We start from the raw sequence: 23,458 nt of genomic DNA on the forward strand, positions 1-23,458 counted from the left end.
CACACCCGCCCACTGCTCTATTCGCGTTCAGCTGGTCGCCGTCGGTCTTGGAGCCGAACAGCTCAGCCGTGTCAGCCTGAGAAGGCTTCGATGCTTTCGACCTCTACCTTGATCTCTTTGCCATTGGGGGCTTCGTAGCTGGTCTTGGCTCCGACCGTGACGCCGAGCACGGCAGCGCCGAGTGGGGACTTCTCAGAGAAGACGTCGATATCGGAATCGCCGGCAATCTCACGACTTCCCAGCAGGAATCGCATCTCGTTTCCTGCGACCTTCGCGGTGACGACGGAACCTGGGGAGACGGTCTTGCCGTCGCTCTCGCTGGAACCGACCTTTGCGGACTGCAGGAGCAGTTCGAGCTGGCGAATGCGTGCTTCCTGCTTGCCCTGCTCCTCGCGCGCCGCGTGGTAGCCGCTGTTCTCTTTCAAGTCACCCTCGTCGCGGGCGGCTTCGATCTTTTCAGCAATCTCTGCACGTCCCGGTCCGGAGAGGTGTTCGAGTTCCTTCGACAGTCGGTCAAAGGCCTCTTGGGTCAACCATGTTGTGTCTTGGGTGACTTCCTCGGTCATGACTTCTCCTTCTTCGGTTCGGTGCACTGACAGGCGCGTCAGGCAACGAAAAACCGGGCGTAGGGGAACGCCCGGATGTTGAATGAAACTACAGTGTAACTCATCTGCTGCCGAAAACGATGACCTGAGTCACGCATTCCTACATCTGTTGTGATGCGCTTTCCGGGGCTCTGCCGGTGCCGGTCGAGCAGCACCGTTCGCATTGTTCTATTCGAACCAGCAGGCGTCGGCGTGGCCGGAGGATGCGAGCTGCGTGGTGGCCAGATCGATGTCCATCTGACGGGGTGAGTTCGGATCTGCGTTCGGATCGGCAGGCACAATGACCTCTGTGAAGCCGACGATCGCGTCATAGTCGTTCGTCGCCTGGACGATGCAGTGCACATCCCGGTCCTGATCAGGAAATATTGCCACGGTGACCTTTGTTGACGAAGAGTCGACAACTGAGTAATTGAGAGTCCTGGGTGTCGTGGGGCTTGTCTGCGGGCGGAAAGCCACAAAGGCGAGCACAATGATCAGGGCTGCGACGATGATGGAGGCGATGATCGTGGCTCGTCTGCTCAGGCGTCGTCTGGGTCTGCGGGTATGGCCGTAACGGTCATCATGCAGTGGCTGATCCACTGTTACCTCAGTCATTGAATTCCTCATCTAAGAACATCGCGCACTAATCTAGAGTAGTCGATCCGTCTTCTGCGATCATTTCAGCCGCTTCGCAGGAACCGGGTCGAGATCAGGCTGAACCGAAAGGGACCCAAGAAACATGACTTCGCTTCCGTACCATGGACTTCGTCTGCTGGCGGTTCATGCACATCCCGACGACGAATCCTCGAAGGGTGCGGCCACCAGTGCGAAGTACGCAGCACTTGGAGCCAGGGTCCTCATCGCCACCATGACCGGTGGTGAAGCCGGCGACATCCTCAACCCGGCACTGCTGCAGAGCCCGAAAGCCAGCCGCGACATCGCCGGCCTGCGCCGTGAGGAGATGGCTACGGCCGCCGCCGCGCTCGGTGCCGAGCATGTGTGGGTCGGCCACGTCGACTCGGGTCTGCCCGACGGCGACTTCGACAACCAGACGCCTCCCGGATGCTTCTACCGCGTGCCCGACGAAGTGGCGATGCTGCCGCTGGTCCACATCATCCGCACCTTCCGTCCCCAGGTTGTGACGACCTATGACGAGTTGGGTGGGTACCCCCATCCGGATCACATCAAGAACCATGCAGTGACCATGGCCGCAGTCGCTGCCGCGGCCGATCCGCTGAAGAACCCTGAACTGGGTGAGGCGTGGCAGGTTCAGAAGGTCTACTACAACCAGGACCTGTCCGCGAAGAAGTGGATGACGATCCACGAGAAGATGACCGAGGCGGGCCTCGAGTCGCCGTTCGCGGAGCACCTCGAAGACTTCAAGAAACGCGACAATCAGCGTGCGAATTGGCTGAGCACGCGCATCGACTGCAAGGAGCACTTCCCCTCACGCGATCGCGCACTTCTGTCCCATGCCACGCAGATCGACCCCGAGGGCGGTTTCTTCTCCGCATCGCGTCAGGCGGCACGGACGTACTGGCCGACAGAGGAATTCGAATTGGCCGTCGACCATACTGAGCGCACCCCGCTGACTCCGGGCGTCGACTTCCAGGAGACTGACCTCTTCGCCTCAGTGCGATGGGATGATGGACGTAAGGTCCCCGCAGAGGGCATGCTCCCTGCTTCCCCGGACGACACTGACGATGAAGAAGTGACAGGTGAGATCGCATGATTCTGGCTGCCTCGCAGAGCGCGACGGAGAACAGCGCACCCGACCCGGACCTGGTGACGCCCGGAACGATCGGATTCGTCGTCACCCTGGCCATCGTCATCGTGGTGATCTTCCTCATTCGTGATGCCCTCAAACGCGTCCGGCGTGTGCGTGCTCGCTCCGAAACCAGCGATGCGTACCCGATTCCCCTTCGTAAGCACGCGGTGCCGAATCAGTCGAAGCAGTCCGGGCCTGATGCTCCGGAGACTCCTGCTCCCACTACGGAGGCCGAGACTTCGACCGAGAGCGGAACCGCGGACGGCCCTCGCACACCAAAGGATCCGACCGAGCTCTAGTCGTCGACGGCTGTCGTCGTGTCGTCCGGCTGGCAGACCCTCACTGTGTCTGTCAGTACGCGGTCGGTCAGTACGTGGTCTGTCAGTACGCGGCAACCGCTGCGACGAGGAGTGCCGCGAGGTGGCAGCCGTAGCCCAAGACGGTGAGGATGTGGAAGATCTCGTGGAATCCGAGCCACTTCGGTGACGGGTTCGGCTTCTTGATCCCGTAGATCACCGCACCCGCGACATAGCAGACGCCGCCGGCGACGACGAGGATGCCGACGGCCGGGATGGTTGCCCACATCTGCGGTATATAGCCGACTCCGGCGACCCCGAAGCCCACGTAGATGGGAACGAAGAGCCACCTCGGCGCGGTTGTGAAGATCGTACGGAACGCGACGCCCAGGAGGGCGGCGCCCCAGAGGACGGACAGGAGCAGGATCGTCTGGTCCTGCCTGAGCATGAGCACAGCCAGAGGCGTGTACGTGCCCGCTGTGATGAGGAAGATGTTCGAGTGGTCGAGTCGCCTCAGGATGAGGCGGGCGCGGGTGCGCCAACGGCCCCGATGGTAGACGGCCGAGGTGCCGAAGAGCAGCATGCCGGTGACGGCGAAGACTGCGGCCGCGAGCCGGGATTCGATGGTCGGGGAGATGATGACCAGGGCGAGTCCGCCGATCAGGGCCAAGGGGAATGCCCCCGCGTGGAACCAGCCGCGCAGCTTGGGCTTGACCTGGCCGGCCAGTTTGCCCAGCTCTCGACGCAGTGCGGACCGTCTGCGTGCGATGCGCGGCGAGACGTCAGCCTGCGACGCGGCAGTGGTGTCGGGGGCAGGCGCTGTGTTCGGCTCCTGAGCGAAGGTGGAGGCGGAGTCAGCTGCCATCTGACTTTCGGAACCGCGCGAGGATTCGTGCGATGGATTATCTGTGACAGAACCGTTCATCCTTCGATTTTATCGATAGCACCTGACAACTCGTCCAGAGGCCCATGCGCCGCCGGTGACAGCTGGAGGTCCTGATGACGCCCAGCCGGATCCGCGATTGATGTCACCGGGCGTCGGCGCAGTGAAGATGCCGGTGAGATAGTACTCTGGAGGGTGTTCGACCCGACCGGAAACCAGTGTGAAAGAGGTCAGTGTGGCCCGACCAGTGAGCCTGCTCTACCGTCTCTATGAGCGGCGGCTCCTGCGCGAGCTCGACAAGTCCGTGCCTGTGCCCCGGCACGTGGGTGTCATCACTGATGGCAACCGGCGATGGGCGAAGGAATTCGGTGCGACAACTGCTGATGGGCATCGGGCCGGAGCCGAGAAGATCGTCGAGTTCCTCGGCTGGTGCGACGAGATCGACGTCGATATCGTCACGCTCTACGTCCTGTCCAAGGAGAACCTCTCCCGATCCGCCGAGGAGGTCGAGGTCCTCATCGAGATCATCTCCGATCTGGTCGAGAAGATCGCGGCCCTCAACGGCGTGCGGGTGCAGCTGGTCGGGGACCTGGACATTCTGCCACCGGACCTGCGCGCACGCTTGGAAGCGGCCACCTCGGCGGGGGAGTGCAGCATGCGAGTGAACGTCGCGGTCGGCTACGGCGGGCGACAGGAGATCGTCAACGCCGTGAAGTCTCTGCTGCGCACCCGAACCGACGAGGGCACCGATCTCGAGACGATCATCTCCGAACTCTCACCGCAGCAGATCGGCGAGCACCTCTACACGAAGGGTCAGCCGGATCCTGACCTCATCATCCGCTCATCGGGCGAGCAGAGACTCTCAGGCTTCCTGATGTGGCAGAGCGCGTACTCGGAGTTCTACTTCTGCGAAGCGTATTGGCCCGACTTCCGCCGCACCGACTTCCTCCGCGCGGTCCGCGACTACGGCCTCCGGCAGCGGCGTTTCGGCAAGTAGGTCTCAGACCTTCTGGGGCGTTGTCTGCGGGAACGGCGGCAGCACGTCGGTCTCCATTCATGGGAAGTTCACGACCGCGACTTTCCCGAACGCGCGTGCCGGTGCGCACGGTGCAGTGATTCGGGGTTAGGTTGGCAGTAGTTGGTCGACACCAACCCGGGATCGGGGGATGTCAGGACTCGGATCTCGGCGGAACTCACGCCACAGGGGTCCCCATGGCCGAAAAGGTTCACACATACGTTCTCGATACCTCGGTGCTGCTCTCGGATCCGGGAGCATTGCTGAGATTCGCGGAGCATGACATCGTCATCCCGCTCATCGTGGTCTCCGAACTGGAGGCCAAGCGCAATCACCCGGAGCTCGGATTCACCGCCCGAAAAGCACTGCACATACTCGACGACTTCCGCTCCGAATACGACCGACTCGATGAGCCGATTCCCGTGGGCGACGCCGGCGGAACTCTGCGTGTCGAGCTCAATCACATCGACGCTTCGACCATGCCGATCGGCTTCGACCGTTCGGAGAACGACACCCGAATCCTTGCTGTGGCCCGCAACCTCGCCGCGGAGGGTCACGACGTCATCGTGGTGACGAAGGACGTGCCGATGCGGGTGAAGGCCTCAGCCCTCGGGCTGCCTGCCGAAGAGTATCTGGCTGAGCTCGCTATCGACTCCGGGTTCACCGGGATGAGCGAACTCTCCCTCGACGATCAGGAGATGTCGCAGTTCTACAACGCAGGAGAGATCACGACGGAGGCGGTCGACGATGAGATCGTCAACACCGGGGTCGTCATCTCCTCGCCGCGTGGTTCTGCCCTGGGCCGAGTCCGGCCGCGGAATCGGGTGTCTCTGGTGCGCGGTGATCGTGACATCTTCGGAGTCCACGGTCGGTCGGCCGAACAGCGGGTGGCCATCGACATGCTCCTCGACGATGCTCTCGGAATCGTGTCCTTGGGAGGTCGAGCCGGAACGGGGAAGTCCGCACTCGCCCTCATGGCGGGACTGCAGAAGGTGCTCGAGGAGAACAAGCACTCGAAGATCATGGTCTTCCGCCCCATCTATGCCGTCGGAGGTCAGAGCCTCGGCTTCCTGCCCGGCAGCGAGGGGGAGAAGATGAACCCGTGGGCCGAAGCGGTCTTCGACACCCTTGGCGCGCTGGTCAGCAAGAACGTCATCGACGAGGTGGTCGAACGGGGACTCCTTGAAGTGCTGCCGCTGACGCACATCAGGGGCAGGTCGCTCCATGATGCGTTCGTCATCGTCGATGAGGCTCAGTCGCTGGAACGCAATGTCCTGCTGACCGTGCTCTCACGCATCGGCATGAACTCGAAGGTTGTGCTCACCCATGATGTCGCACAGCGCGACAACCTGCGGGTCGGCCGCCACGACGGAATCGCGGCGGTGATCGAGAAGCTCAAAGGACATGAGCTCTTCGCCCACGTGACGCTGACGAGGTCGGAACGCTCGGAGATCGCCGCTCTGGTCACCGAGGTGCTCGAGGAGTTCGACCCTTTCCAGGTGTGACTCGCAACGGCCTCAGCGGCCCACCAGTGCGATCACGGTGAATATGCGAGGGCCCGGCGGCCAGGATGTGATGTCCTGGCAGCCGGGCCCTCGCGCAGTCGGAAGCGACTTTGTGATCGAGCCTTACTTGTAGTCGCCGATCATGGTGGTCACGTCGAGCGCCTTGTCGAGGTCAGCCTCGGTGATGGAGCCGTTCGAGACGAAGCCGAGGTCGATGGTGGCTTCCTTCACGGTCATCTTGTTCGCGACAGCGTGCTTGGCGATCTTCGCAGCCGATTCGTAGCCGATGACCTTGTTCAGCGGGGTCACGATGGACGGGCTCGCCTCGGCGAGGAAGCGGGCGCGCTCCTCGTTGGCTTTGAGTCCGTCGATCATCTTTTCGGCCATCACGGTCGAAGCGTTCGCGAGCAGGCGAATCGACTCGAGCAGGTTCGACGCCATCACGGGGATGCCGACGTTGAGCTCGAAGGCACCGTTCGTCGAGGACAGCGCCACGGTCGTGTCATTGCCGATGACCTGGGCGGCGACCTGAATGGTGGCCTCACAGATGACAGGGTTGACCTTGCCCGGCATGATCGACGAGCCCGGCTGCAGGTCGGGAATGGCGATCTCGCCGAGGCCGGTGTTCGGTCCCGACCCCATCCACCGCAGATCGTTGCAGATCTTCATGTAGCCGTAGGCGATCGTGCGCAGCTGACCGGATGCCTCGATGAGGCCGTCACGGTTGGCCTGAGCCTCGAAGTGGTTGCGTGCCTCGGTGATGGGCAGGCCGGTCTCCTCAGCGAGGATCTCGACGACGCGGGCGGAGAATCCGGCAGGCGTGTTGATGCCGGTGCCGACCGCGGTTCCGCCCTGGGGAACCTCGGCCACGCGCGGCAGCGAAGCCTGGATGCGCTCGATTCCGTAGCGGACCTGAGCGGCGTAACCGCCGAACTCCTGGCCGAGGGTGACCGGAGTGGCATCCATGAGGTGGGTGCGGCCGGACTTGACGATGGAGGCGAATTCCTTCGCCTTCTTCTCGAGCGAGGTGGCCAGGGTCTCCATGGCCGGGATCAGAGTGTTGACCAGAGCCTTGGTGACAGCCACGTGGACGGACGTGGGGAAGACGTCGTTCGAGGACTGCGAAGCATTGACGTGGTCGTTCGGGTGGACGTTGATGTCCTTCGACTCGAGCGCCTTCGTGGCCAGCGAGGCGAGGACCTCATTGGTGTTCATGTTCGACGAAGTGCCCGAACCGGTCTGGAACACGTCGATGGGGAAGTGAGCGTCGTACTGGCCGGCGATGACGGCGTCAGCAGCGTTCTGGATGGCTTCGGCCCGATCAGCGTCGAGGACGCCGAGCTCGAGGTTGGCCTTCGCAGCGGCCTTCTTCACCTGGGCGAGTGCGGCGATGTGAGCCGATTCCAGAGTCTTGCCGGAGATCGGGAAGTTCTCCACCGCACGCTGGGTCTGCGCGCTGTACAGAGCATCTTTGGGAACCTTGACTTCACCCATGGTGTCGTGTTCGATGCGGAATTCTTCGCTCATAGTTGTCCTTTCCGACAGGTGATGGTGTGTTTGACCATGATCTGGCCATGCTCAGAGGGCGTAGGTTGAGACAGCTGCCTCGTCGCCCCCGTGCTGTGCGACGACGGTCGTGCGACCGTCGTGCAGTTGGTAGGTGAGGCCGACGATGATGAGTCGGCCGTCCTCGACTGCCTTCGAGATGATGGCTGAGAGCTGCATGATCTTCTCGACGGTGTCCATGGTGTTCTGCGCAACGGTCTGATTGACCGACGTGCGACCGTTCTTGCGGGCCCTGGCCACAGTCGGCAGAAGCCTCGCCACGACGTCGGAGATGAATCCGGGGGGAGTCTCGCCCGTGTCGTAGGAGTCATATGCTGCTGTGACCGCGCCGCAGCTGTCGTGTCCGAGGACGACCAGCAGGGGAGTGCCGAGCAGCTCCACCCCGTACTCGAGGGAGCCCAAGGTCACCGGATCGACCACCTGGCCAGCATTGCGCACGACGAACATGTCGCCGAGGCCGACGTCGAAGATCATCTCTGCGGCGACCCGCGAGTCCGAGCAGCCGAACAGAGTGACGAAGGGCTTCTGGTTGTTCGACAGCGCTTCACGTCGGGCAGTGTCCTGGTTGGGGTGCTGCGGAACGTCATCGACGAAACGTCGATTGCCTTCCAGCAGACGTTGCCATGCCTGATTGGGCATCGGTGTCGAACCTACTTCCGGTGATGAGGCGAGGGCACCGCTCCGGTGGATTCCGGGGTGGCCAAGTGGAATCAGATGAGGCCGCGGCGAGCCGCCTCTTCAGCAGCTTCCACATAGGAATGCGTCTTCGCGGCCTGGTGCTCGGCGAACACGGACCGCACCGTGCCCGACTTCGAGCGCATGACCAGCGAATGTGTGGTCACGTGGCCGCCTTCGAACTTCACTCCGTCGAGGAGGTCGCCGTTCGTGATGCCCGTGGCCACGAAGTAGCTGTTGTCACCGGTGACGAGGTCGTCGGTGTTGAGTACCTTGTCGACGTCGAGTCCCGCTGCGGCTGCTGCCTCACGTTCGGAGTCGTCCTGCGGCCACAGGCGTCCCTGAATGACTCCGCCGAGTGCCTTGATGGCGCAGGCGGTGATGATTCCTTCGGGGGTGCCGCCGATTCCCATCAGCATGTCGACACCGGTTCCGGGACGGCAGGCGGCGATGGCGCCGGCGACGTCGCCATCGGTGATGAGCTGGATGCGGGCACCGGCCGCGCGGATCTCGTCGATCATCTTCTGGTGACGAGGACGGTCGAGGATCATGACCGTGACCGAAGCCGGATCGTTCGTGCCCTTGCCCTTGGCGACGCGGCGGATGTTCTCCGCTACGGGCAGGCGCAGGTCGACGGCGTCGGCGGCAGCGGGGCCGGTGACGAGCTTCTCCATGTAGAAGACCGCGGATGGGTCGTACATCGCGCCGTCCTCGGTGACAGCCATCACCGAGATTGCGTTGGGCATGCCCAGAGCAGTGAGGCGGGTTCCGTCGATCGGGTCGACGGCAACGTCGCAGTGTGCGCCTTCGCCGTCGCCGACCTGCTCGCCATTGAAGAGCATGGGTGCTTCGTCCTTCTCACCCTCGCCGATGACGACGGTGCCGGCCATGCGGACGGTGGAGATGACGTTGCGCATCGCTGCGACGGCGGCACCGTCGGCGGCGTTCTTGTCTCCGCGGCCCACCCACGGTGCGGCGGCGATGGCAGCGGCCTCAGTGACTCGGACGAGTTCGAGGGCGAGGTTGCGGTCCGGCGCGTCGGCTCCGACCTGTGCTTTCTGGGACCAGGCGTCGGTCACCGCCACTGGTGGAGCCACAGCGTCCACTCGGCCTCGGTCATGATGAGATTTCACGTCAACGGGTTCTTTGGAGTCACTCATGTCTCCAATTGTGCCACCCTGCGACGGCGGCACGGACATCGGTCCGTGGTTGTGCCCTCCGCCACGTTCCGAAGTGACGAATTGGCCCTGGGGGCCGACGACGAGGACAATGGCGATGTGAATGCCCAAATCGATATCGACGAGGTGGGTCCGCAGGCGGCCGTGACACGCACGGGCGCGGGTTCAGAGGGAGTGTCCATGTCTGACGAGTCGGGAGTGATGCTCCCGGGATCTAGGGAAGAGATGCGCTTCCTGCGGAAGAACTCGAACTGGGTCAATATGATCATCGCGATTCTGGCCTGTCTGGCCGTCGTCGTCGTGATCTTGCTGATCGCTCCGCAGCCGAATGTGGACTCCGAACGCGTCGTCGACTACCAAGCCGTGGCCGAACAGTCGCAGGACAGTGCGGACTTCGACCTCATCGTTCCGCAGATCCCAACCGGGTGGACGTCGAACGAGGCGAGCCTCGACCGCATCGGCGACTCTGACACGACTTCTTGGTACATGTCCTTCATCGGCACTCAGCAGCAGTGGGTGTCAGTTGAACAGGCGAAGGCCAGCGAGCGGTGGGCGAAGAAGAAGGTCGGCGATGCCGTCGCGGCAGAGACCGTCAAGGCGGGCGGATCTGAATTCCAGATCTATCGCACCGAAGATGCCAAGGAATACTGGACGACGTCGAAGGGCGGCGTCTCCGTCGTCATCACTGCGATCGCGACCCCGGACACCATCAACGGTTTCGCTGAACAGGTGGCCGACCAGCTCAAATGAGCAGAGGACTGACCCGTTCGCTTGCGCAGGTCAGCCGAGAATCTCGGATGAGGTTTGAGCTTCGGCTTCTCAGTCGTCGTCGGAGGACTCTTCGCGTGCCTTGTCGAGGCGTTCGCGTGCTCCGTCCAGCCATGCCTGGCAGCGATCGGCCAGCGTTTCTCCGCGCTCCCACAGACTCAGAGACTCTTCGAGTGGGAGGTTGCCTGCTTCGAGTCGTTTGACGATCGTCACGAGTTCTTCGCGGGCCTGCTCATAGCTGAGAGTGGCAACGTCGGGGCGATCCTGGGCTGCGGTTGGTTCGGTCATGGTGTCCTCCGTGATTCGTGGTGTGTGATGGTGTGCCGAATGTGCGTCTGGGGCAGTCAGGTGTTGTCGTGGGTATCGTCTGTGGCTGTCACGTCGGCGTCGAATCGTCCGTGCGCCACCCGGACGTGGACCGACGTGCCGGCAGAGACCTCGGCGGATTCCCTGATGGCTTGGCCGTCGTCATTCTGGACGACGGCGTACCCGCGCTCCAGCGTGCGCAGTGGCGAGAGCGATCGAGCCTGGGACCGCAGATGGTTGATTTCGTTCTGACCCTGGAGCATGAGGCTCGTCGTGGCTTGCAGGCTGCGGCGACGGATCATCCGCAGTTCGTCCTCACGGGCGGCGACCATCGTCTGCGGTTCTGACAGGACCGGTCGCGACCGCACCGCGGTGAGCATCTCCTGTTCGCGGTCGATGATCCGGTTGACCGCGGCGTCGAGTTCGGCGCGGACGCGCAGGAGATTCATGTTCTCCTCTGCGACATCGGGCACGATCCGTTTCGCGGCGTCTGTGGGAGTCGAAGCGCGCAGGTCGGCGACTTCATCGAGGATCGGCCGGTCGGCTTCGTGGCCGATGGCCGAGACCACGGGAGTGTTCGCATTTGCGACGGCTCGCACGAGAGCTTCGTTGGAGAACGGGAGCAGATCTTCCATGCTTCCACCGCCGCGGGCGATGACGATGACGTCGATCTGCGGGTCGGCATCGAGCTCGGCGAGGTTCTTCATCACACCGGGGACGGCGTCGGGTCCCTGCACAGCACAGTTGCGGATCTCGAACTCGGCGGCGGGCCAGCGCAGATGGACGTTGCGGACGACGTCCTTCTGCGCATCCGAGTCCCGGCCGGTGATGAGCCCGATGCGGTTGGGCAGGAACGGCAGGCGCTTCTTCAGATTGGGATCGAATAGACCTTCGGCAGCGAGTTGCTTCTTGAGCCGTTCGAGGCGGGCGAGGAGCTCGCCGAGGCCGACGGCCCGGATGTCATTGGCCCGCATCGTCAGGCGGCCGGTCTTGGTCCAGAAGTCGGCCTTGAGGTTGGCGACGACGTGACTGCCCTCGGACAGTGGAGCTCCGGTGCGGTCGAGGACGTTCTTCCAGATCTGGACCGGCAGCGACATCTCGACATCGGTGTCGCGCAGCGTGAGGTAGCTGGCTTTGCCTCGATGGTTGAGTTCGACCACCTGGCCTTCGATCCACACGCTCGACATGCGGTCGATGTAGGACTTCATCTTGCTTGAGAGCAGGCTCAGGGGCCACGGGTTCTCGGCCGTCGTCTCAGCGGCCGTGGCGGCCGGTTCCTGAGGTGCGACCGATTCGCCGAGAGTCCCGGGAGTGCCCGAAATTCGTTGCGCCATGTGATCTCCCCTTCCGAACCCCTAGCCTAACGAACGGTGCGGACATGAGATTCCTTCGCCTCGCCGGATCCCGCCGATGTGGAGTGCTTCACCTTTGTAGCCCCTGTTCAGGTCCCCGGCCTACACTGGTGATGTGACTGCCGTATCTGTACCTATGCCAACGATTCCGCGCAAGCGCCTCGATCCGGAGGAGATCCGGAAGCCCGAGGGCGCTGACCAGCGAGTGCTGCTGGCGGCCCCGCGTGGATACTGCGCCGGTGTCGACCGGGCGGTGATCGCTGTCGAGCGCGCGCTTGAGCACTACGGTGCTCCCGTCTATGTGCGCAAGGAGATCGTGCACAACCGGCACGTGGTCGAGACCCTGTCTGAGCGAGGTGCGGTCTTCGTCAACGAGACCCACGAGGTCCCCGAAGGCGCCCGAGTCGTGTTCTCCGCCCACGGTGTGTCCCCGGCTGTTCACGCCGAGGCGGCTGCCCGTGATCTGGCCACCATCGATGCCACCTGTCCTTTGGTCACGAAGGTCCACCGCGAGGCCGTACGCTTCGCCCGCGAGGGCTACCACATTCTGCTTGTCGGTCACGCCGGTCACGAAGAGGTCGAGGGCACGATGGGTGAGGCTCCCGATGACATCACGCTGATCCAGAACCCTGAAGAAGCCAAGACTGTCGAGATCGACGATGCAGAGAAGCTGATCTGGCTGTCACAGACGACGTTGAGTGTCGACGAAACGATGGCTACTGTCGATATCCTGCGGGAACGGTTCCCCCACCTGCAGGACCCTCCAAGCGATGACATCTGCTATGCCACGTCGAACCGGCAGGTGGCTGTGAAGAAGATCGCCCCCGAAGCTGATCTCGTCCTCGTCGTCGGTTCTGCGAACTCGTCGAACTCCGTGCGCTTGGTCGAAGTTGCTCTTGAACACGGTGCCAAAGACGCTCATCGGATCGACTTTGCTCGCGAGGTCGATGAAACCTGGTTCCACGATGTCGCAACTGTTGGTGTCACCTCGGGAGCCAGTGTTCCCGAAGGGTTGGTCCAGGACCTTCTGAAGCTGTTGGCCGAGTACGGCTTCGACTCGGTCGAGGAAGTCGTTACGGCGGAGGAAGACATCATGTTCTCCTTGCCTCGCGAACTGCGCAAGGATCTCAAGGCTGCGGGCAAGAAGACTTCGAACAAGCGTGACGGCGCCGATCGCGACCACGACCTCATCTGAGGCGGTCAGCTGAGGGCCGGTGATCAACGACTGCGATTGCAGAGCGTTGAGTATCAGTCGGTTCCAGTCTGGCGATTGCGCAGACTCGTCGGATCTAATTCGCCGAATCGCGGCCGGACCAATTCTTCGGCGCTGACTCCCCGGCTGCGCGAATCGAGCTCCGCCACCGATTCGAGCTCGTCGGAGACTATGCCCGTCGAAGGGAACTTCCGCGCGGTGACGAGGAATCTCGACTCCAATGAGGAGACGAAGCGGTTGTAGTCCTCGACCGACCGGTCGAGACTCGATCCCATTCGGCTCACGTGAGTGACCAGGGTTCCGACCCGTTCGTAGAGTTCCGTGCCGAGCTTGAGCACCTCTTTCGCCGATGTGCTCATGTCCGCTTGCCGCCAATTCAAAGCCACGGTCTTGAGCAGGACGAGCAATGTCGCGGGAGACGCGAGCACGACGTTCTTGCCGAGAGCATGGTCGATCATCTTCGGATATGTGGACGCGGCGGCAGAGAGCAGACCATCAGTGGGGATGAAGCAGACCACGAAGTCCGGTGCCGTCTCGAATGACTTCCAATATTCCTTCGACGCCAGTGAATCCACATGGCGCAGCAAAGCACGAGCATGGTCCTCGTCCGTTGCATCGTCGGCGTCCATGCGTGCCGACAGCGGAGTCTTGGCATCGATGATGATCGTTCCGCCGCCCGGCAGATTGACGGTCATGTCGGGCCGGTGCCGTTTGCCGTCGCGTGTGCTGCTGACCTGCGTGTCGAAGTCGACGTGGGGGAGCAGGCCGGCATATTCGACGATCCGTTTGAGCTGGACCTCGCCCCAATCGCCGCGTTGAGTCGTCGAGTTGAGAGCATTGGCCAACGACCCGGTCGATTCCTGCAGTCTCAGGTTCTGCTGGCTGAGGTGCCCGATCTGTGCATTGAGTCGAGTGATCTGCTCGATCTGGGTCCGGTCCTGGGATTGGAGGTTCTCATGCAGATGTCTCACACTCGCAGCCAGTGGGCCGATGGCGGCGGTGATCTCGCCGGCCATCTGAGCATCGGCTTCCAGATCCTCAGTTCTGTCCGAGAGGATCCGGGACGTGGTTTCGGCACGGGTCAGCCGCTCGACATAGCGCGAACGGGTCAGCGTGCGGCCGAGGACGAAGCCGATGACGAGGCTGACGACGATCGCCACGATGAGGGCGACGATGACACCTGAGGCGGGGAAAGCATTCATGACATCAGCGTGACAGACGGCACTGACACGAGAATTCGGGGACCACCTCGGCGCCGGGATAGACTTGGCTACCGTGGCTCTAACTATTGGAATCGTGGGACTGCCCAACGTCGGCAAGTCGACCATGTTTAACGCATTGACCAAGAACCAGGTGCTCGCGGCGAACTACCCGTTCGCGACGATCGAGCCGAACGTAGGCGTCGTGCCGCTGCCGGATGCCCGGCTGACGCGGCTGGCGGAGATCTTCGGGTCTGAACGCATCCTCAATGCGACCGTCGACTTCGTCGATATCGCGGGAATCGTCCGCGGTGCGTCCGAAGGTGAAGGCCTAGGCAACCAGTTCCTCGCCAATATCCGCGAGGCGGAGGCGATCTGCCAGGTCATCCGCGGATTCGTCGATGACGACGTCATCCACGTCGAGGGCAAGATCAGCCCGGCCGACGACATCGACACCATCAACACTGAGCTCATCCTCGCGGACCTCCAGACCTTGGAGAAGGCTCGCCCCCGGATCGAGAAGGACGTGCGGATCAAGCGTGCACCTGCCGAGCAGCTGACCGCGATCGATGCAGCCGTGGAGATCCTCGAGAGCGGAACGACGCTCTACCAGGCGATGCAGGCCGACAAGTTCGACGTCACCGAGCTGCGCGAACTGCAGCTGATGACCGTCAAGCCATTCCTCTATGTCTTCAACGTCGACGATGAGATCTTGGGCGATGAGGAGAAGAAGGACGCCATGCGTGCCCTGGTGGCTCCCGCCGAAGCGATCTTCCTCGACGCGAAATTCGAGTCGGAGCTCGCCGAGCTCGACGAGGCCGAAGCGCGCGAGATGCTCGAGTCGACCGGGCAGGAAGAGGCCGGTCTGGACAAGCTGGCACGCGTCGGCTTCGATACGCTCGGCTTGCAGACATACCTGACCGCAGGGCCGAAGGAATCACGGGCGTGGACTATCCCGAAGGGCGCAACTGCCCCCGAAGCCGCCGGTGTCATCCACACGGACTTCCAGAAGGGTTTCATCAAGGCTGAGGTCGTCTCCTTCGACGACCTGGACGCCAACGGTTCCATGGCTGCCGCCAAATCCGCCGGCAAGGTTCGGATGGAAGGCAAGGAATACGTAATGGTCGATGGGGATGTTGTGGAGTTCCGCTTCAATGTGTGAGCTGGCCACGCAGGACCACGGGTTTGCCACGGCCGACCGACTCTCCTGAGCCGGCCCACGGACGGTCGTAGCGGGAAATATCTGTCGGAGGACAGACGCGCCTGCGCAGGAACAGCGGCGAGAATGTTCCTATGAGCGAAAACCCGTCGAGCCGCAGCGAGCGCATAGCCGTAGCCGCGGTCACGCTGGCGGCCGGGCTTATCGGCGGTTTCTTCCTCTGGACCGCACTCACTTCTCCGGCTGTCGAGGGGGGTTCTTCCGCCCAGGGCCCTGTCGTCTTCGTCGTCGCTAACGCCGTGGTGGGCGTACTGCTGTGGTGGCATCGTCGCTTCCCGATGCGTGTACTTCGTCTCCGTGATCGCCACGCAGATGATTGTCAGCGGAGCGTGGACGCTGCCTCTGAATCGCCCCGGGTCTGGTGGAGGCTCTGAATCCACGGGAGGATGAGGAGCATCGCAGCACCGAGGAAGTACCCCGATGAGCTTCGGGAGAGGGCCACGAGGATGGTCGTGGACGCGCGGCAGGATCCAGCGACGAAGTCAGGCGCGTTCCGTCGTGTGGGCGAGCAGCTCGGGATCAATCCCGAGACTCTGAGGAACTGGGTCGTGCAGGCCGAGAGCGACGAGGGCCAACGGCCTGGGACCACGACCAGTGACGCCGAACGACTCGCTGAGCTGGAGAAGGGAAGTGCACGAGCTGCGCCGGGCTAACGCGATCTTGGGGTCGGCCTCGGCTTTTTTCGCAGCGGAGCTCGACCGCCCACAGCGTTGATCGTGAAGTTCATTGACCAGCACAAGCACGAGTTCGGCGTCGAGCCGATCTGCCGCACGCTCACCGCAGCGGGCACCCAGATCGCGCCGAGCACCTACTACGCCTTCAAGACCCGACCACCCTCGAAACGGGCGATCCGGGACGAGGAGCTTCTGGTCGAGATCCGCCGCGTGCACGCGAAGAACTTTGGCGTCTACGGCGCGAAGAAGCTCCACGCTCAGTTGCGCCGAGAGGGCATCTCGGTCGCGCGCTGTACCGTGGAGCGGCTGATGAGAGCCGACGGGCTGCGCGGCATCAGCCGAGAGAAGGGCCCACGCACCACGGCTCCGGGCGACGGTCCAGATTCCCGTAGTGACCTGGTCGAACGCGACTTCACGGCGACGGCCCCGAACCAGTTATGGGTCGCGGACTTCACGTACTGCCGCACGTTCGCGGGCTGGGTGTATGCCGCGTTCGTCATCGATGTGGTCTCCCGCCGTGTGGTCGGCTGGCAGCTATCGAAGTCGCTGCGGACCGACCTCGCCCTGGACGCGCTGGAGATGGGGATCTGGACTCGTGAGCACGCTGGTCACGAGGTCTCCGGGCTCACCCATCACAGCGACAAGGGCGTCCAGTACGTCGCCGTCCGCTACACGCAACGGCTCGCCGAAGCCGGCGCGGTCGCCTCCGTTGGCTCCACCGGCGACTCCTATGACAATGCTCTGGCCGAGACCTTCAACTCGCTGTTCAAGGCCGAGCTGGTCCGCAACCGCGGCCCCTGGAAGGGCATCGACGACCTGGAGATCGCGACCGCTGAATACATCGACTGGTTCAACCACAGGCGACTCCACGGTGAGATCGGCATGATCCCGCCCGTCGAGCTCGAGCACATCTACTATCACCACCAGACCGTGCCGGCGACCGCCGACGCGGCACTTGCGAGCTTCTAACACACCCGGGGCGATTCACTTCGCGATCACAGCGAGCTTCTGGCCAGGTTCACGGTTCCTCGCGACGCGGACGACGTCGTCCCGGAACTCCTGGGGATAGGGAGCAGGCATGGTGCACATCCTTCCCTGCAACGCTCTCCAGCGCCACAGATCATGTGACAACTACACGTGCGTCAGTCCCTATGGCTATGGTGATCGCTTCTATGTCGTACCAAAAACGAAAGTAGTAGCTCGTTGAGGGATCCCTCAACGAGCATTCGTTCGGGCAGGGCTTACGTACGCCAAGAACTTCAGCCCCACCAGCAACCTCCGACCTAGTGCCTCCTCAGTGGTCCGGCCCTGCATCGGAGTCCTCTGCACGAGATGTGTCGTCGTTCTGCGCCGCGCCGTGGACCGCGCTGTCATTGTTCGCTGCGCTGCGTGAGCGGCGCCGCGCCTCGCGCCGTGCGCGCTCCCGGTAGCTATAGGCGGCCTCGTGCACCGACTCTTCACTTTCGAAGCCAGACCCAATCGCACCCGCGATCGTCGCAGCGGCGGTCGCGAACAGGGTCACCAGGAGATACTCGCCCAGTCCGTATTCGTCTCCGGCGTACTGACTGAACACCTCCGGAGTGAAAACGATCAGCGCGGCAGTCAGGTTCAGGACGAACAGCCCCGCGTAGCCGTACGTCAGCCCAATAGCGAGGGTCAAGACAGTCGACGCGTTGAACAGCACCGTTCGCTCACGTTCCTGCGGCGGCAGATCTTTGGCTCGTTCCCAGAGGCGGTGATAGACGATGAGCCAAGTGATCATCGCCGTAATTGAGGCAACGACGACGGCGACCAGCTGCCACGCTGCCATGGTGAGTGCGAGTTCCCACAGCGTGGTGTTCAACAGATAGAACGCGCTGAACGCGAACGCTCCCACCAACGCCGCTCGGAGACCGGAGACCAGCCGCCACGGACGATTATCCCGGACCATTCCCACGAGCAGCCGCAGACGCCCGCGGTTCGCGAAGATACGGACGTCGACCCCGTCTTGGTCTGGGGTCGTCCGCTCGAAGGCGCCGCCCAGAGCCGGGACCCGCGACCGCCGATGCGCCTGGGACCCGTCCTTCGGTGTGGTCCCGCCGCGCACGTCCCCAATGAGCTGTGTCACCACCTCTGAAACTCGCCTTCGTAGGCTCATGGCCCCGAAGGCCGGCAGTGAAACCACCACCACGTTCCGACTGTGGTCGGCGTCAGCGACGACGGGGCGCCGGTCGATCACCAGTGGGAGGTCGGTCACGCATACCGCGAGGTCCCAGCCGTGTTCCCGCTTACGCTCGGCTGCCAGGTCCATCATCTCAAACCGCTTCTCGTCACTGGGAGGCAGCCTCTCGCGGTGCACCTCCACTCTCCAGTGACCGACAGAGAGCTGCTCGGCGAGTAGGCCAGGCAGTTCCCGTTCGAGATGCTTCGCGACTGTCAGGGCGGTGGCGACCGGATCGGCCACCACCCCGACCACTACCTCCCCCGTCGCGCTTTGCGTCGTCCCGATGGGTTCACTCTTGTGAGTCGTCAAAAGTCGACTCCTTCCGCGTTGTCAGTTCGCGTGCTCCCACCGGTTTCTATGATTGCCAGTGAAACGGTATTCTATGCGGCACCAGCATTTTTGGCCAGAGGCGAGTTGACTACTTACGCGCGAAATGACGGCATGTATGTGAATAGCGCGTTCCCGCTGCCGAGCGATCTTGGATTGGTTGATGCCGGAAACAAACATTGCTATGCCTATACGGGCAGTATGGATGTCCGGGCATTTTCTGAACCAGGACCGAAGTTTGATCGCGGGTTTGACGCACTCACGAGTAGGGTTCGGACCGATGTTGCGGAGTCAGAGTTGGTCGTCCTGGAGGAGTTCTTGAGCCTCTCTGCTTCGCGACTGACAGAGGTTGTAGGGCTCTTATCTCAAATTGACGCTAGGCCTTTGCAGAAAGTGCTTCTTGCGAGCTCATCAATTGGGCTCTTGCCCACGCTTGTTTCCGCTGAATAGGCCGTACGTCGGGAGGGGTAGGATGCTGCGCCTCTAGTCGGAGGTGGAGCCCCCAGCGGTCACAGGCGAAGGTAAGCGAATGCTGCTCTTGAAGGAGAAGCGGTTGCCGCGGGTCCCCTCAGACGTGGTTCACCGTCTGTACAAGGAGTTTGACATCTTCGATATCGATAGTTCGATCAATCGTGAGATCAAGCGATGGATCGGCGTAGACCTCGGCCTGAATTTCTAGCTTCCGCGGATCCGTCGAGTCACAAGATCCCGGAGAATGTTCAGGTCAGATGGCCGTAAGTGTCGAAACGCGGTGGAGTTTAGGTTTTCAATCTAACCTCTGGCGTGGGGACGAGCAATTTCATGTATCGGCAAGCAACCTGTCGAAGAAGTTGGAGCTGCTCACACCACCATTGTCCCCGGTGGGCTGTCAGACGGGCGAAGGCCAAGCAGGCCGCTCCTTAGACGGACAAGAACCTCGGCGGCATCGTTGCCAAGGTCTTGGCGACGGTGGATGTTGGAGAGCGTCTCAGCGCGGTTGAATGATCACTGGTTGGCGATCCTTGGCGACGCAGACGTTGTTCTGGACGATGTACATCTCGACGTAGTGGCTCCCCACAAACGCCGTGCTCTCGTATCGGGTGTCCCCGCCCACTATGACGTCACCACGTGGCTGGCCTGCCTGGACAGCTTCCGAACCGTGGTTCTTCACTTTCCAATAGACCTCGTAAGGTCCTGTGACATCTAGGTCTCGCAATTCGAAGTCGATTGTTCGATCCTTCTGCACTCGGTCTTCGCGGCGGGGTAGGTCGTACGCTCGTACAACTCCGGCGCGGCGGACCCTTCCGAACAAGGTGACGCGATTCTCCAATCGGATCGGAATGCGGAGCATTGTGTCGATGAACTGCTCGGCGGGCAACGACTTCTGCGCAGCCTCGACAGCCGGCTTATTGAACGACGGTCCGAAGGCGTCCTGCCAGGCTGCCACGGAGTCGTTGACAGTCTCAGCGTCGTACGCCTCCCGCATCTTCGTGGCGTAGTGGAGAATCTGGGCCCGGAAGTTCGAGCATCCATCCTGGTCCCATCGTGCCCGGAAATCTCGGCCGGTGCTTGCCGGATCGTAAATCGACGGCATCGTCGGGTTGGACTGAAGGTAGTCGTTGAGGTCTTCGATGACGTGCACGAGCGCTGTCGCGATGTCGCCGTATTACTCCGGATCGTCCGCGGAGCGCCAGCTCTCGATGGAGTTACCGACTAGGATTGTGAGTAGCACGGACTTGATGGAGAACGTCGTTTTCGTATCGCGCAGGTACTTCAGTAGTCGCAGTGCTGCCTCAAGGCGACCTCCACCAACGATGCGGGGGCTGTCCTAGGGTGGGCGCCATGGCGAAGCCCCTCGCCCGCATCGCGGGCGACCTCATCGACGAGCACGGCACCACCTACGTCCAGCAGGCCAGCATCGATCTGGCCGATCGCCCCGCGCCCCTCTTCCAGCTGCTCGTGCTCGCCAACCTCCTGGCCGCGCGGATCGGGGCGGACATCGCGGTGGCCGCAGCGCGTGAGCTGTGGGACGCCGGCCTCACCACCCCCGCGCACATGCGCGCCTCGACGCACTGCCAGCGCGTCGCCGCGCCGGCTACCGCCGCTACGACGAGAGCACTGCCACCCGCCTGGGCCGCATGTCCGAGCAGCTGCTCGCGGACTACGGCGGTGACCTGCGCCGGCTGCGCGCAGCGGGGCACGCGGAGCCCGCGGCCCTGAGCCGCCTGCTGCGCCCCTTTCCCGAAATCGGGTCCACCGGGGCGCAGATCTTCCTGGGCGAGGTCCAGGGGATCTGGTCCCTCCCGCCGGTCTTCGATTCTTCGATGCCAAGGCGCTCGAGGGCGCGCGCCGGGCGGGGCTGCCAGCCGAGCCCGAGGCGCTTGCCGGGCTGGTCGCGCCCGCCGACCGGGCGCGGTTCGCCGCCGCGCGCTGCGGAAGTAGCCCCGGACGCTAGGGGAGCGGGCGCCGGGCCGCGCCCTTGCCGAGCGTGGAAAAATGAGTACACTCAAAAATAGGCGCGCAGGTTGCGCGGCTGCCGCCCCCGGCGGCCCATCGAGGAGGAACACCATGAGCGACATCGCCCGCGTCACCGTGCTGGGCGCCGGAGTGCTCGGCGCCCAGATCGCCTACCAGACCGCCTACTCCGGCTTCGACGTCACCGTCTACGACATCGGCGACGAGGCCCTGAGCGCCGGCCGCAAGCGCCTGGACGCGCTCGTCACCGCCTACCGGGCTGAGGTCGAGGGCGCCACCGAGGCCAGCACACAGGCAGCGCTCGAGCGCCTGGCGATGACGACGGACCTCACGCGGGCCGCGGGGAATGCCGATCTCATCATCGAGGCCGTCCCGGAGCGCCTCGACATCAAGCGCGAGACCTACGAGAAGCTCGCGGCGCTCGCCCCCGAGCACACGATCTTCGCGACGAACTCCTCGACCCTGCTGCCCAGCGACATGAAGGACTTCACCGGGCGGCCCGACCGCTTCCTCGCCCTGCACTTCGCCAACCAGATCTGGAAGTTCAACACCGCCGAGGTCATGGGCACGGCGGAGACGAGCCCCGCGGTCTTCGACACGGTCGTGGAGTTCGCCCGCGCCATCGGCATGGTGCCCATCCCCGTGCTCAAGGAGCGCCCCGGCTACGTGCTCAACTCGCTGCTCGTGCCCTTCCTCAATGCGGCCCTCGACCTGCCGGCGGGCGGCTACGCACAGCCAGAGGACGTCGACAACGTCTGGCGGATCGCCACGGGCGCGCCCATGGGACCGTTCCAGATCTACGACGTCGTGGGCCTCGGCACCGCCTACAACATCCTGTCGAGCGGCGATGAACACAGCCAGCGCCTCGCCGCCTGGCTCAAGGAGCACTACATCGACCGCGGCCGCATGGGCGCCGGCGCGGGCGGCGGCTTCTACGACGACCCGCAGGGCTGAGTCCCGCCCGCTCTGTGGTGGAGGTGGGCCGCGCTCGGTAGGCTCGACCTGCCGCGACACGGTGCGGCGGGCGCGCCGCCGGGCGGCCCGGTCGCGAGGAGGTTCGTGTGGGTGCAGCGCTGAGGGACGGCGATACCGAGGCGGGCCCGGCCCGCCGGGAGACCGCCGCCGACCGCCGCGCATGGGCGGCCATGTGCCGCCACGCCCGCGTGCCCACTATGTGGGGCATCCCCCTGCGCCTCTTCCTGCTCGCCCTCGCACTCGGCGCCGTGCTGCTTGCCCCCGACCGCGCGCTCGCGCCGCCGCTTCACTACCCGCAGCTCGACGCGGGGGGCGTGGGCTCGCTGCTGGGCATCATCTCCGGGGCCATGGTCACCTTGGCCGGCCTCGTCTTCAGCGCGCTGACGGCCGCCATGAGCCTGGGCGTCACCGCCCTGTCGGTGCGCATCTCGCCGGTATTCCAGGCCGGTCGCGTCATGCAGTGGGGGCTGGGCTGCTTCGTGGGCACGTTCGCCTATGCGTTCCTCATCGCGCTCTCGATCGCGGTGGGCGGGGACGCCTATCGCCCCTGGGCCTCGACCGTCGGCGCGGTGGCCATCACCGTGGGCTGAGGCGTCATGTTCATCGCGGTCGCCGTGCGCGTGTGCCGGCTGCTCGGCCCCGGCGCGCTGCTGCGCCACCTCGCCGCTGAGGGCCGCGATTCCACCCGCTACGACCCGGCCCGCTTCCACACCCGCGCCGCGGAGCTCGCCACCGGCACCGCCGCCGGCGGCCGCCCGGTTTGCCGGCGCCGCCGCGCCCCGCGGGGGACGTCGTGCTCGCCGTCAACATCCCGCGCCTGCTCGACTGCGAGGACACGTGGGGCATGCGCATCAGCTGGGCGGCGCGCGCCGTGGTCCGTCCCACGAGGTTGGCGATCCCGATCCCGCGCTCGGCCAGCAGGCGCTCGTCGTCCGGGCTCAGCCCCCGCGAGGCATCGACGGTGCGGGGGAGGATGACGGCCGCAGCGAGCGAGGGCCAGAAGCGGTTGCCCGGGCGCGCGAAGGGGGCGTTGACCGCGGTCGTCCACGGGCTCGGGTTGATGCCCACGATGAGCAGGCGCACCAGGCCCGCGGACTCGGCATCGCCGGGCAGCGGCAGCACGTCGTCGCGAGCCGGGCCGTCCGCCGCCGCGGCGAGCTGGGCCGGCGTGGGCCGCGCACCGGCCAGCGGCGAGGGCCGGCGCCAGGGGCGCCAGGCGGCGGGCAGGCGGGATTCGGAGCCGAGGGGAGCGGTGGGCGACATGAGACCAGCCTAGGCGCGCCTCGGGACCGGGCCCG

22 protein-coding genes, 1 pseudogene and 1 other annotated feature are annotated in these 23,458 nt (G+C 63.9%); of the genes and pseudogenes, 11 read left to right on the forward strand and 12 right to left on the reverse strand.

Features of this window, described 5'->3' with window-relative positions; translation table 11 throughout:
• Window positions 1-71 precede the first annotated feature (71 nt).
• Both greA and MPN20_RS15200 read right to left on the reverse strand, forming a co-directional pair.
• Window positions 72-566 carry a transcription elongation factor GreA gene (greA, locus tag MPN20_RS15195; RefSeq protein ID WP_242783496.1) on the reverse strand — a complete coding sequence of 165 codons (495 nt, stop codon included), beginning with the start codon at window positions 564-566 and terminating at the stop codon, window positions 72-74.
• Window positions 567-773: 207 nt separating this feature from the next.
• The gene (locus tag MPN20_RS15200; RefSeq protein WP_242783498.1) at window positions 774-1,199 is read right to left on the reverse strand and encodes a DUF4307 domain-containing protein; all 426 of its coding nucleotides are present in this window, start codon (window positions 1,197-1,199) and stop codon (window positions 774-776) included.
• Between the two features lie 124 nt (window positions 1,200-1,323).
• Here MPN20_RS15200 and mca point away from each other — a divergent pair, with 124 nt between their 5' ends.
• Complete coding sequence (mca, locus tag MPN20_RS15205; protein WP_242783500.1) at window positions 1,324-2,316, forward strand: mycothiol conjugate amidase Mca; 993 nt, start codon at window positions 1,324-1,326, stop codon at window positions 2,314-2,316.
• Window positions 2,313-2,651 carry a hypothetical protein gene (locus MPN20_RS15210; RefSeq protein ID WP_242783502.1) on the forward strand — a complete coding sequence of 113 codons (339 nt, stop codon included), beginning with the start codon at window positions 2,313-2,315 and terminating at the stop codon, window positions 2,649-2,651. The genes mca and MPN20_RS15210 overlap by 4 nt, the downstream gene beginning before the upstream one ends.
• Window positions 2,652-2,733: 82 nt before the next feature.
• Here the strand turns inward: MPN20_RS15210 and MPN20_RS15215 are convergent, their stop codons facing one another.
• Window positions 2,734-3,513: a hemolysin III family protein gene (locus MPN20_RS15215; protein ID WP_242783504.1), complete on the reverse strand. Its 780-nt coding sequence runs from the start codon at window positions 3,511-3,513 to the stop codon at window positions 2,734-2,736.
• Between the two features lie 253 nt (window positions 3,514-3,766).
• Here MPN20_RS15215 and MPN20_RS15220 point away from each other — a divergent pair, with 253 nt between their 5' ends.
• Together MPN20_RS15220 and MPN20_RS15225 are read left to right on the forward strand one after the other, a co-directional pair.
• Window positions 3,767-4,528 (forward strand): isoprenyl transferase, encoded by a 762-nt coding sequence (locus MPN20_RS15220; RefSeq protein ID WP_242783505.1) that lies wholly within the window; start codon window positions 3,767-3,769, stop codon window positions 4,526-4,528.
• Window positions 4,529-4,743: 215 nt separating this feature from the next.
• Window positions 4,744-6,051: a PhoH family protein gene (locus MPN20_RS15225; RefSeq protein WP_242783507.1), complete on the forward strand. Its 1,308-nt coding sequence runs from the start codon at window positions 4,744-4,746 to the stop codon at window positions 6,049-6,051.
• A gap of 123 nt (window positions 6,052-6,174) precedes the next feature.
• Here MPN20_RS15225 and MPN20_RS15230 read toward each other — a convergent pair whose 3' ends face one another.
• From MPN20_RS15230 to glpX, 3 genes are all read right to left on the reverse strand, one after another.
• Window positions 6,175-7,578, reverse strand: coding sequence for a class II fumarate hydratase (locus tag MPN20_RS15230; RefSeq protein ID WP_242783509.1), 1,404 nt, complete (start codon window positions 7,576-7,578; stop codon window positions 6,175-6,177).
• Between the two features lie 51 nt (window positions 7,579-7,629).
• Complete coding sequence (locus tag MPN20_RS15235; RefSeq protein WP_242783511.1) at window positions 7,630-8,256, reverse strand: carbonic anhydrase; 627 nt, start codon at window positions 8,254-8,256, stop codon at window positions 7,630-7,632.
• Between the two features lie 71 nt (window positions 8,257-8,327).
• Complete coding sequence (gene glpX, locus MPN20_RS15240; protein ID WP_242783513.1) at window positions 8,328-9,452, reverse strand: class II fructose-bisphosphatase; 1,125 nt, start codon at window positions 9,450-9,452, stop codon at window positions 8,328-8,330.
• Window positions 9,453-9,650: 198 nt separating this feature from the next.
• Between glpX and MPN20_RS15245 the strand changes: the two genes are divergently transcribed.
• The gene (locus MPN20_RS15245; protein ID WP_242783514.1) at window positions 9,651-10,220 is read left to right on the forward strand and encodes a DUF4245 domain-containing protein; all 570 of its coding nucleotides are present in this window, start codon (window positions 9,651-9,653) and stop codon (window positions 10,218-10,220) included.
• A 69-nt stretch (window positions 10,221-10,289) separates the two neighbouring features.
• On the opposite strand, the gene MPN20_RS15250 is transcribed toward MPN20_RS15245, so the two are convergent.
• Both MPN20_RS15250 and xseA read right to left on the reverse strand, forming a co-directional pair.
• Window positions 10,290-10,526, reverse strand: a complete 237-nt coding sequence (locus MPN20_RS15250; protein WP_242783516.1) for an exodeoxyribonuclease VII small subunit — start codon at window positions 10,524-10,526, stop codon at window positions 10,290-10,292.
• A 56-nt stretch (window positions 10,527-10,582) separates the two neighbouring features.
• Entirely contained in the window at window positions 10,583-11,878 is a 1,296-nt protein-coding gene (gene xseA, locus MPN20_RS15255) for an exodeoxyribonuclease VII large subunit (protein WP_242783518.1), read from the reverse strand.
• Window positions 11,879-12,032: 154 nt separating this feature from the next.
• Between xseA and MPN20_RS15260 the strand changes: the two genes are divergently transcribed.
• Complete coding sequence (locus tag MPN20_RS15260; RefSeq protein WP_242783525.1) at window positions 12,033-13,091, forward strand: 4-hydroxy-3-methylbut-2-enyl diphosphate reductase; 1,059 nt, start codon at window positions 12,033-12,035, stop codon at window positions 13,089-13,091.
• A 53-nt stretch (window positions 13,092-13,144) separates the two neighbouring features.
• On the opposite strand, the gene MPN20_RS15265 is transcribed toward MPN20_RS15260, so the two are convergent.
• Window positions 13,145-14,311, reverse strand: coding sequence for a DNA recombination protein RmuC (locus MPN20_RS15265; RefSeq protein ID WP_242783519.1), 1,167 nt, complete (start codon window positions 14,309-14,311; stop codon window positions 13,145-13,147).
• Between the two features lie 73 nt (window positions 14,312-14,384).
• Here MPN20_RS15265 and ychF point away from each other — a divergent pair, with 73 nt between their 5' ends.
• Together ychF and MPN20_RS15275 are read left to right on the forward strand one after the other, a co-directional pair.
• Window positions 14,385-15,470 (forward strand): redox-regulated ATPase YchF, encoded by a 1,086-nt coding sequence (ychF, locus tag MPN20_RS15270; RefSeq protein ID WP_242783520.1) that lies wholly within the window; start codon window positions 14,385-14,387, stop codon window positions 15,468-15,470.
• Window positions 15,471-15,913: 443 nt separating this feature from the next.
• A pseudogene (locus tag MPN20_RS15275) lies at window positions 15,914-17,170 on the forward strand (IS3 family transposase).
• Window positions 16,202-16,330 (forward strand) — a sequence feature (AL1L pseudoknot). (Overlaps the previous pseudogene by 129 nt.)
• Before the next feature lie 325 nt (window positions 17,171-17,495).
• Here MPN20_RS15275 and MPN20_RS15280 read toward each other — a convergent pair.
• Both MPN20_RS15280 and MPN20_RS15285 read right to left on the reverse strand, forming a co-directional pair.
• Entirely contained in the window at window positions 17,496-18,713 is a 1,218-nt protein-coding gene (locus MPN20_RS15280; RefSeq protein ID WP_242783521.1) for a hypothetical protein, read from the reverse strand.
• Between the two features lie 985 nt (window positions 18,714-19,698).
• Window positions 19,699-20,352, reverse strand: coding sequence for a hypothetical protein (locus tag MPN20_RS15285; protein WP_242783522.1), 654 nt, complete (start codon window positions 20,350-20,352; stop codon window positions 19,699-19,701).
• A gap of 200 nt (window positions 20,353-20,552) precedes the next feature.
• On the opposite strand from MPN20_RS15285, the gene MPN20_RS15290 reads away from it, so the two are divergent.
• The 3 genes from MPN20_RS15290 to MPN20_RS15300 all read left to right on the forward strand — a co-directional run bounded on the left by MPN20_RS15290 (window position 20,553) and on the right by MPN20_RS15300 (window position 22,750).
• Window positions 20,553-20,930, forward strand: coding sequence for a hypothetical protein (locus MPN20_RS15290; protein WP_242783523.1), 378 nt, complete (start codon window positions 20,553-20,555; stop codon window positions 20,928-20,930).
• Between the two features lie 348 nt (window positions 20,931-21,278).
• Window positions 21,279-22,139 (forward strand): 3-hydroxyacyl-CoA dehydrogenase, encoded by an 861-nt coding sequence (locus tag MPN20_RS15295; protein WP_242783527.1) that lies wholly within the window; start codon window positions 21,279-21,281, stop codon window positions 22,137-22,139.
• A 107-nt stretch (window positions 22,140-22,246) separates the two neighbouring features.
• Window positions 22,247-22,750: a DUF2254 family protein gene (locus tag MPN20_RS15300; RefSeq protein WP_242783524.1), complete on the forward strand. Its 504-nt coding sequence runs from the start codon at window positions 22,247-22,249 to the stop codon at window positions 22,748-22,750.
• A 10-nt stretch (window positions 22,751-22,760) separates the two neighbouring features.
• On the opposite strand, the gene MPN20_RS17575 is transcribed toward MPN20_RS15300, so the two are convergent.
• A complete protein-coding gene (locus MPN20_RS17575; protein WP_347566840.1) occupies window positions 22,761-23,423 on the reverse strand; it encodes a uracil-DNA glycosylase family protein in 663 nt (220 codons plus the stop codon).
• Window positions 23,424-23,458 lie beyond the last annotated feature (35 nt).

The sequence above is a fragment of the Brevibacterium sp. ZH18 genome (genome assembly GCF_022748595.1).
Lineage (GTDB): Bacteria > Actinomycetota > Actinomycetes > Actinomycetales > Brevibacteriaceae > Brevibacterium.

Coding starts and splice junctions, on each gene's coding strand:
- MPN20_RS15235 (WP_242783511.1), bottom strand. CDS start 8,256: ATGCCCAATCAGGCATGGCAACGTCTGCTGGAAGGCAATCGACGTTTC.
- glpX (WP_242783513.1), bottom strand. CDS start 9,452: ATGAGTGACTCCAAAGAACCCGTTGACGTGAAATCTCATCATGACCGA.
- MPN20_RS15290 (WP_242783523.1), top strand. CDS start 20,553: ATGGCGAAGCCCCTCGCCCGCATCGCGGGCGACCTCATCGACGAGCAC.
- MPN20_RS15260 (WP_242783525.1), top strand. CDS start 12,033: ATGCCAACGATTCCGCGCAAGCGCCTCGATCCGGAGGAGATCCGGAAG.
- MPN20_RS15210 (WP_242783502.1), top strand. CDS start 2,313: ATGATTCTGGCTGCCTCGCAGAGCGCGACGGAGAACAGCGCACCCGAC.
- MPN20_RS15225 (WP_242783507.1), top strand. CDS start 4,744: ATGGCCGAAAAGGTTCACACATACGTTCTCGATACCTCGGTGCTGCTC.
- MPN20_RS15265 (WP_242783519.1), bottom strand. CDS start 14,311: ATGAATGCTTTCCCCGCCTCAGGTGTCATCGTCGCCCTCATCGTGGCG.
- greA (WP_242783496.1), bottom strand. CDS start 566: ATGACCGAGGAAGTCACCCAAGACACAACATGGTTGACCCAAGAGGCC.
- MPN20_RS17575 (WP_347566840.1), bottom strand. CDS start 23,423: ATGTCGCCCACCGCTCCCCTCGGCTCCGAATCCCGCCTGCCCGCCGCC.
- MPN20_RS15250 (WP_242783516.1), bottom strand. CDS start 10,526: ATGACCGAACCAACCGCAGCCCAGGATCGCCCCGACGTTGCCACTCTC.
- MPN20_RS15215 (WP_242783504.1), bottom strand. CDS start 3,513: ATGGCAGCTGACTCCGCCTCCACCTTCGCTCAGGAGCCGAACACAGCG.
- MPN20_RS15230 (WP_242783509.1), bottom strand. CDS start 7,578: ATGAGCGAAGAATTCCGCATCGAACACGACACCATGGGTGAAGTCAAG.
- MPN20_RS15245 (WP_242783514.1), top strand. CDS start 9,651: ATGTCTGACGAGTCGGGAGTGATGCTCCCGGGATCTAGGGAAGAGATG.
- MPN20_RS15200 (WP_242783498.1), bottom strand. CDS start 1,199: ATGACTGAGGTAACAGTGGATCAGCCACTGCATGATGACCGTTACGGC.
- mca (WP_242783500.1), top strand. CDS start 1,324: ATGACTTCGCTTCCGTACCATGGACTTCGTCTGCTGGCGGTTCATGCA.
- MPN20_RS15295 (WP_242783527.1), top strand. CDS start 21,279: ATGAGCGACATCGCCCGCGTCACCGTGCTGGGCGCCGGAGTGCTCGGC.
- xseA (WP_242783518.1), bottom strand. CDS start 11,878: ATGGCGCAACGAATTTCGGGCACTCCCGGGACTCTCGGCGAATCGGTC.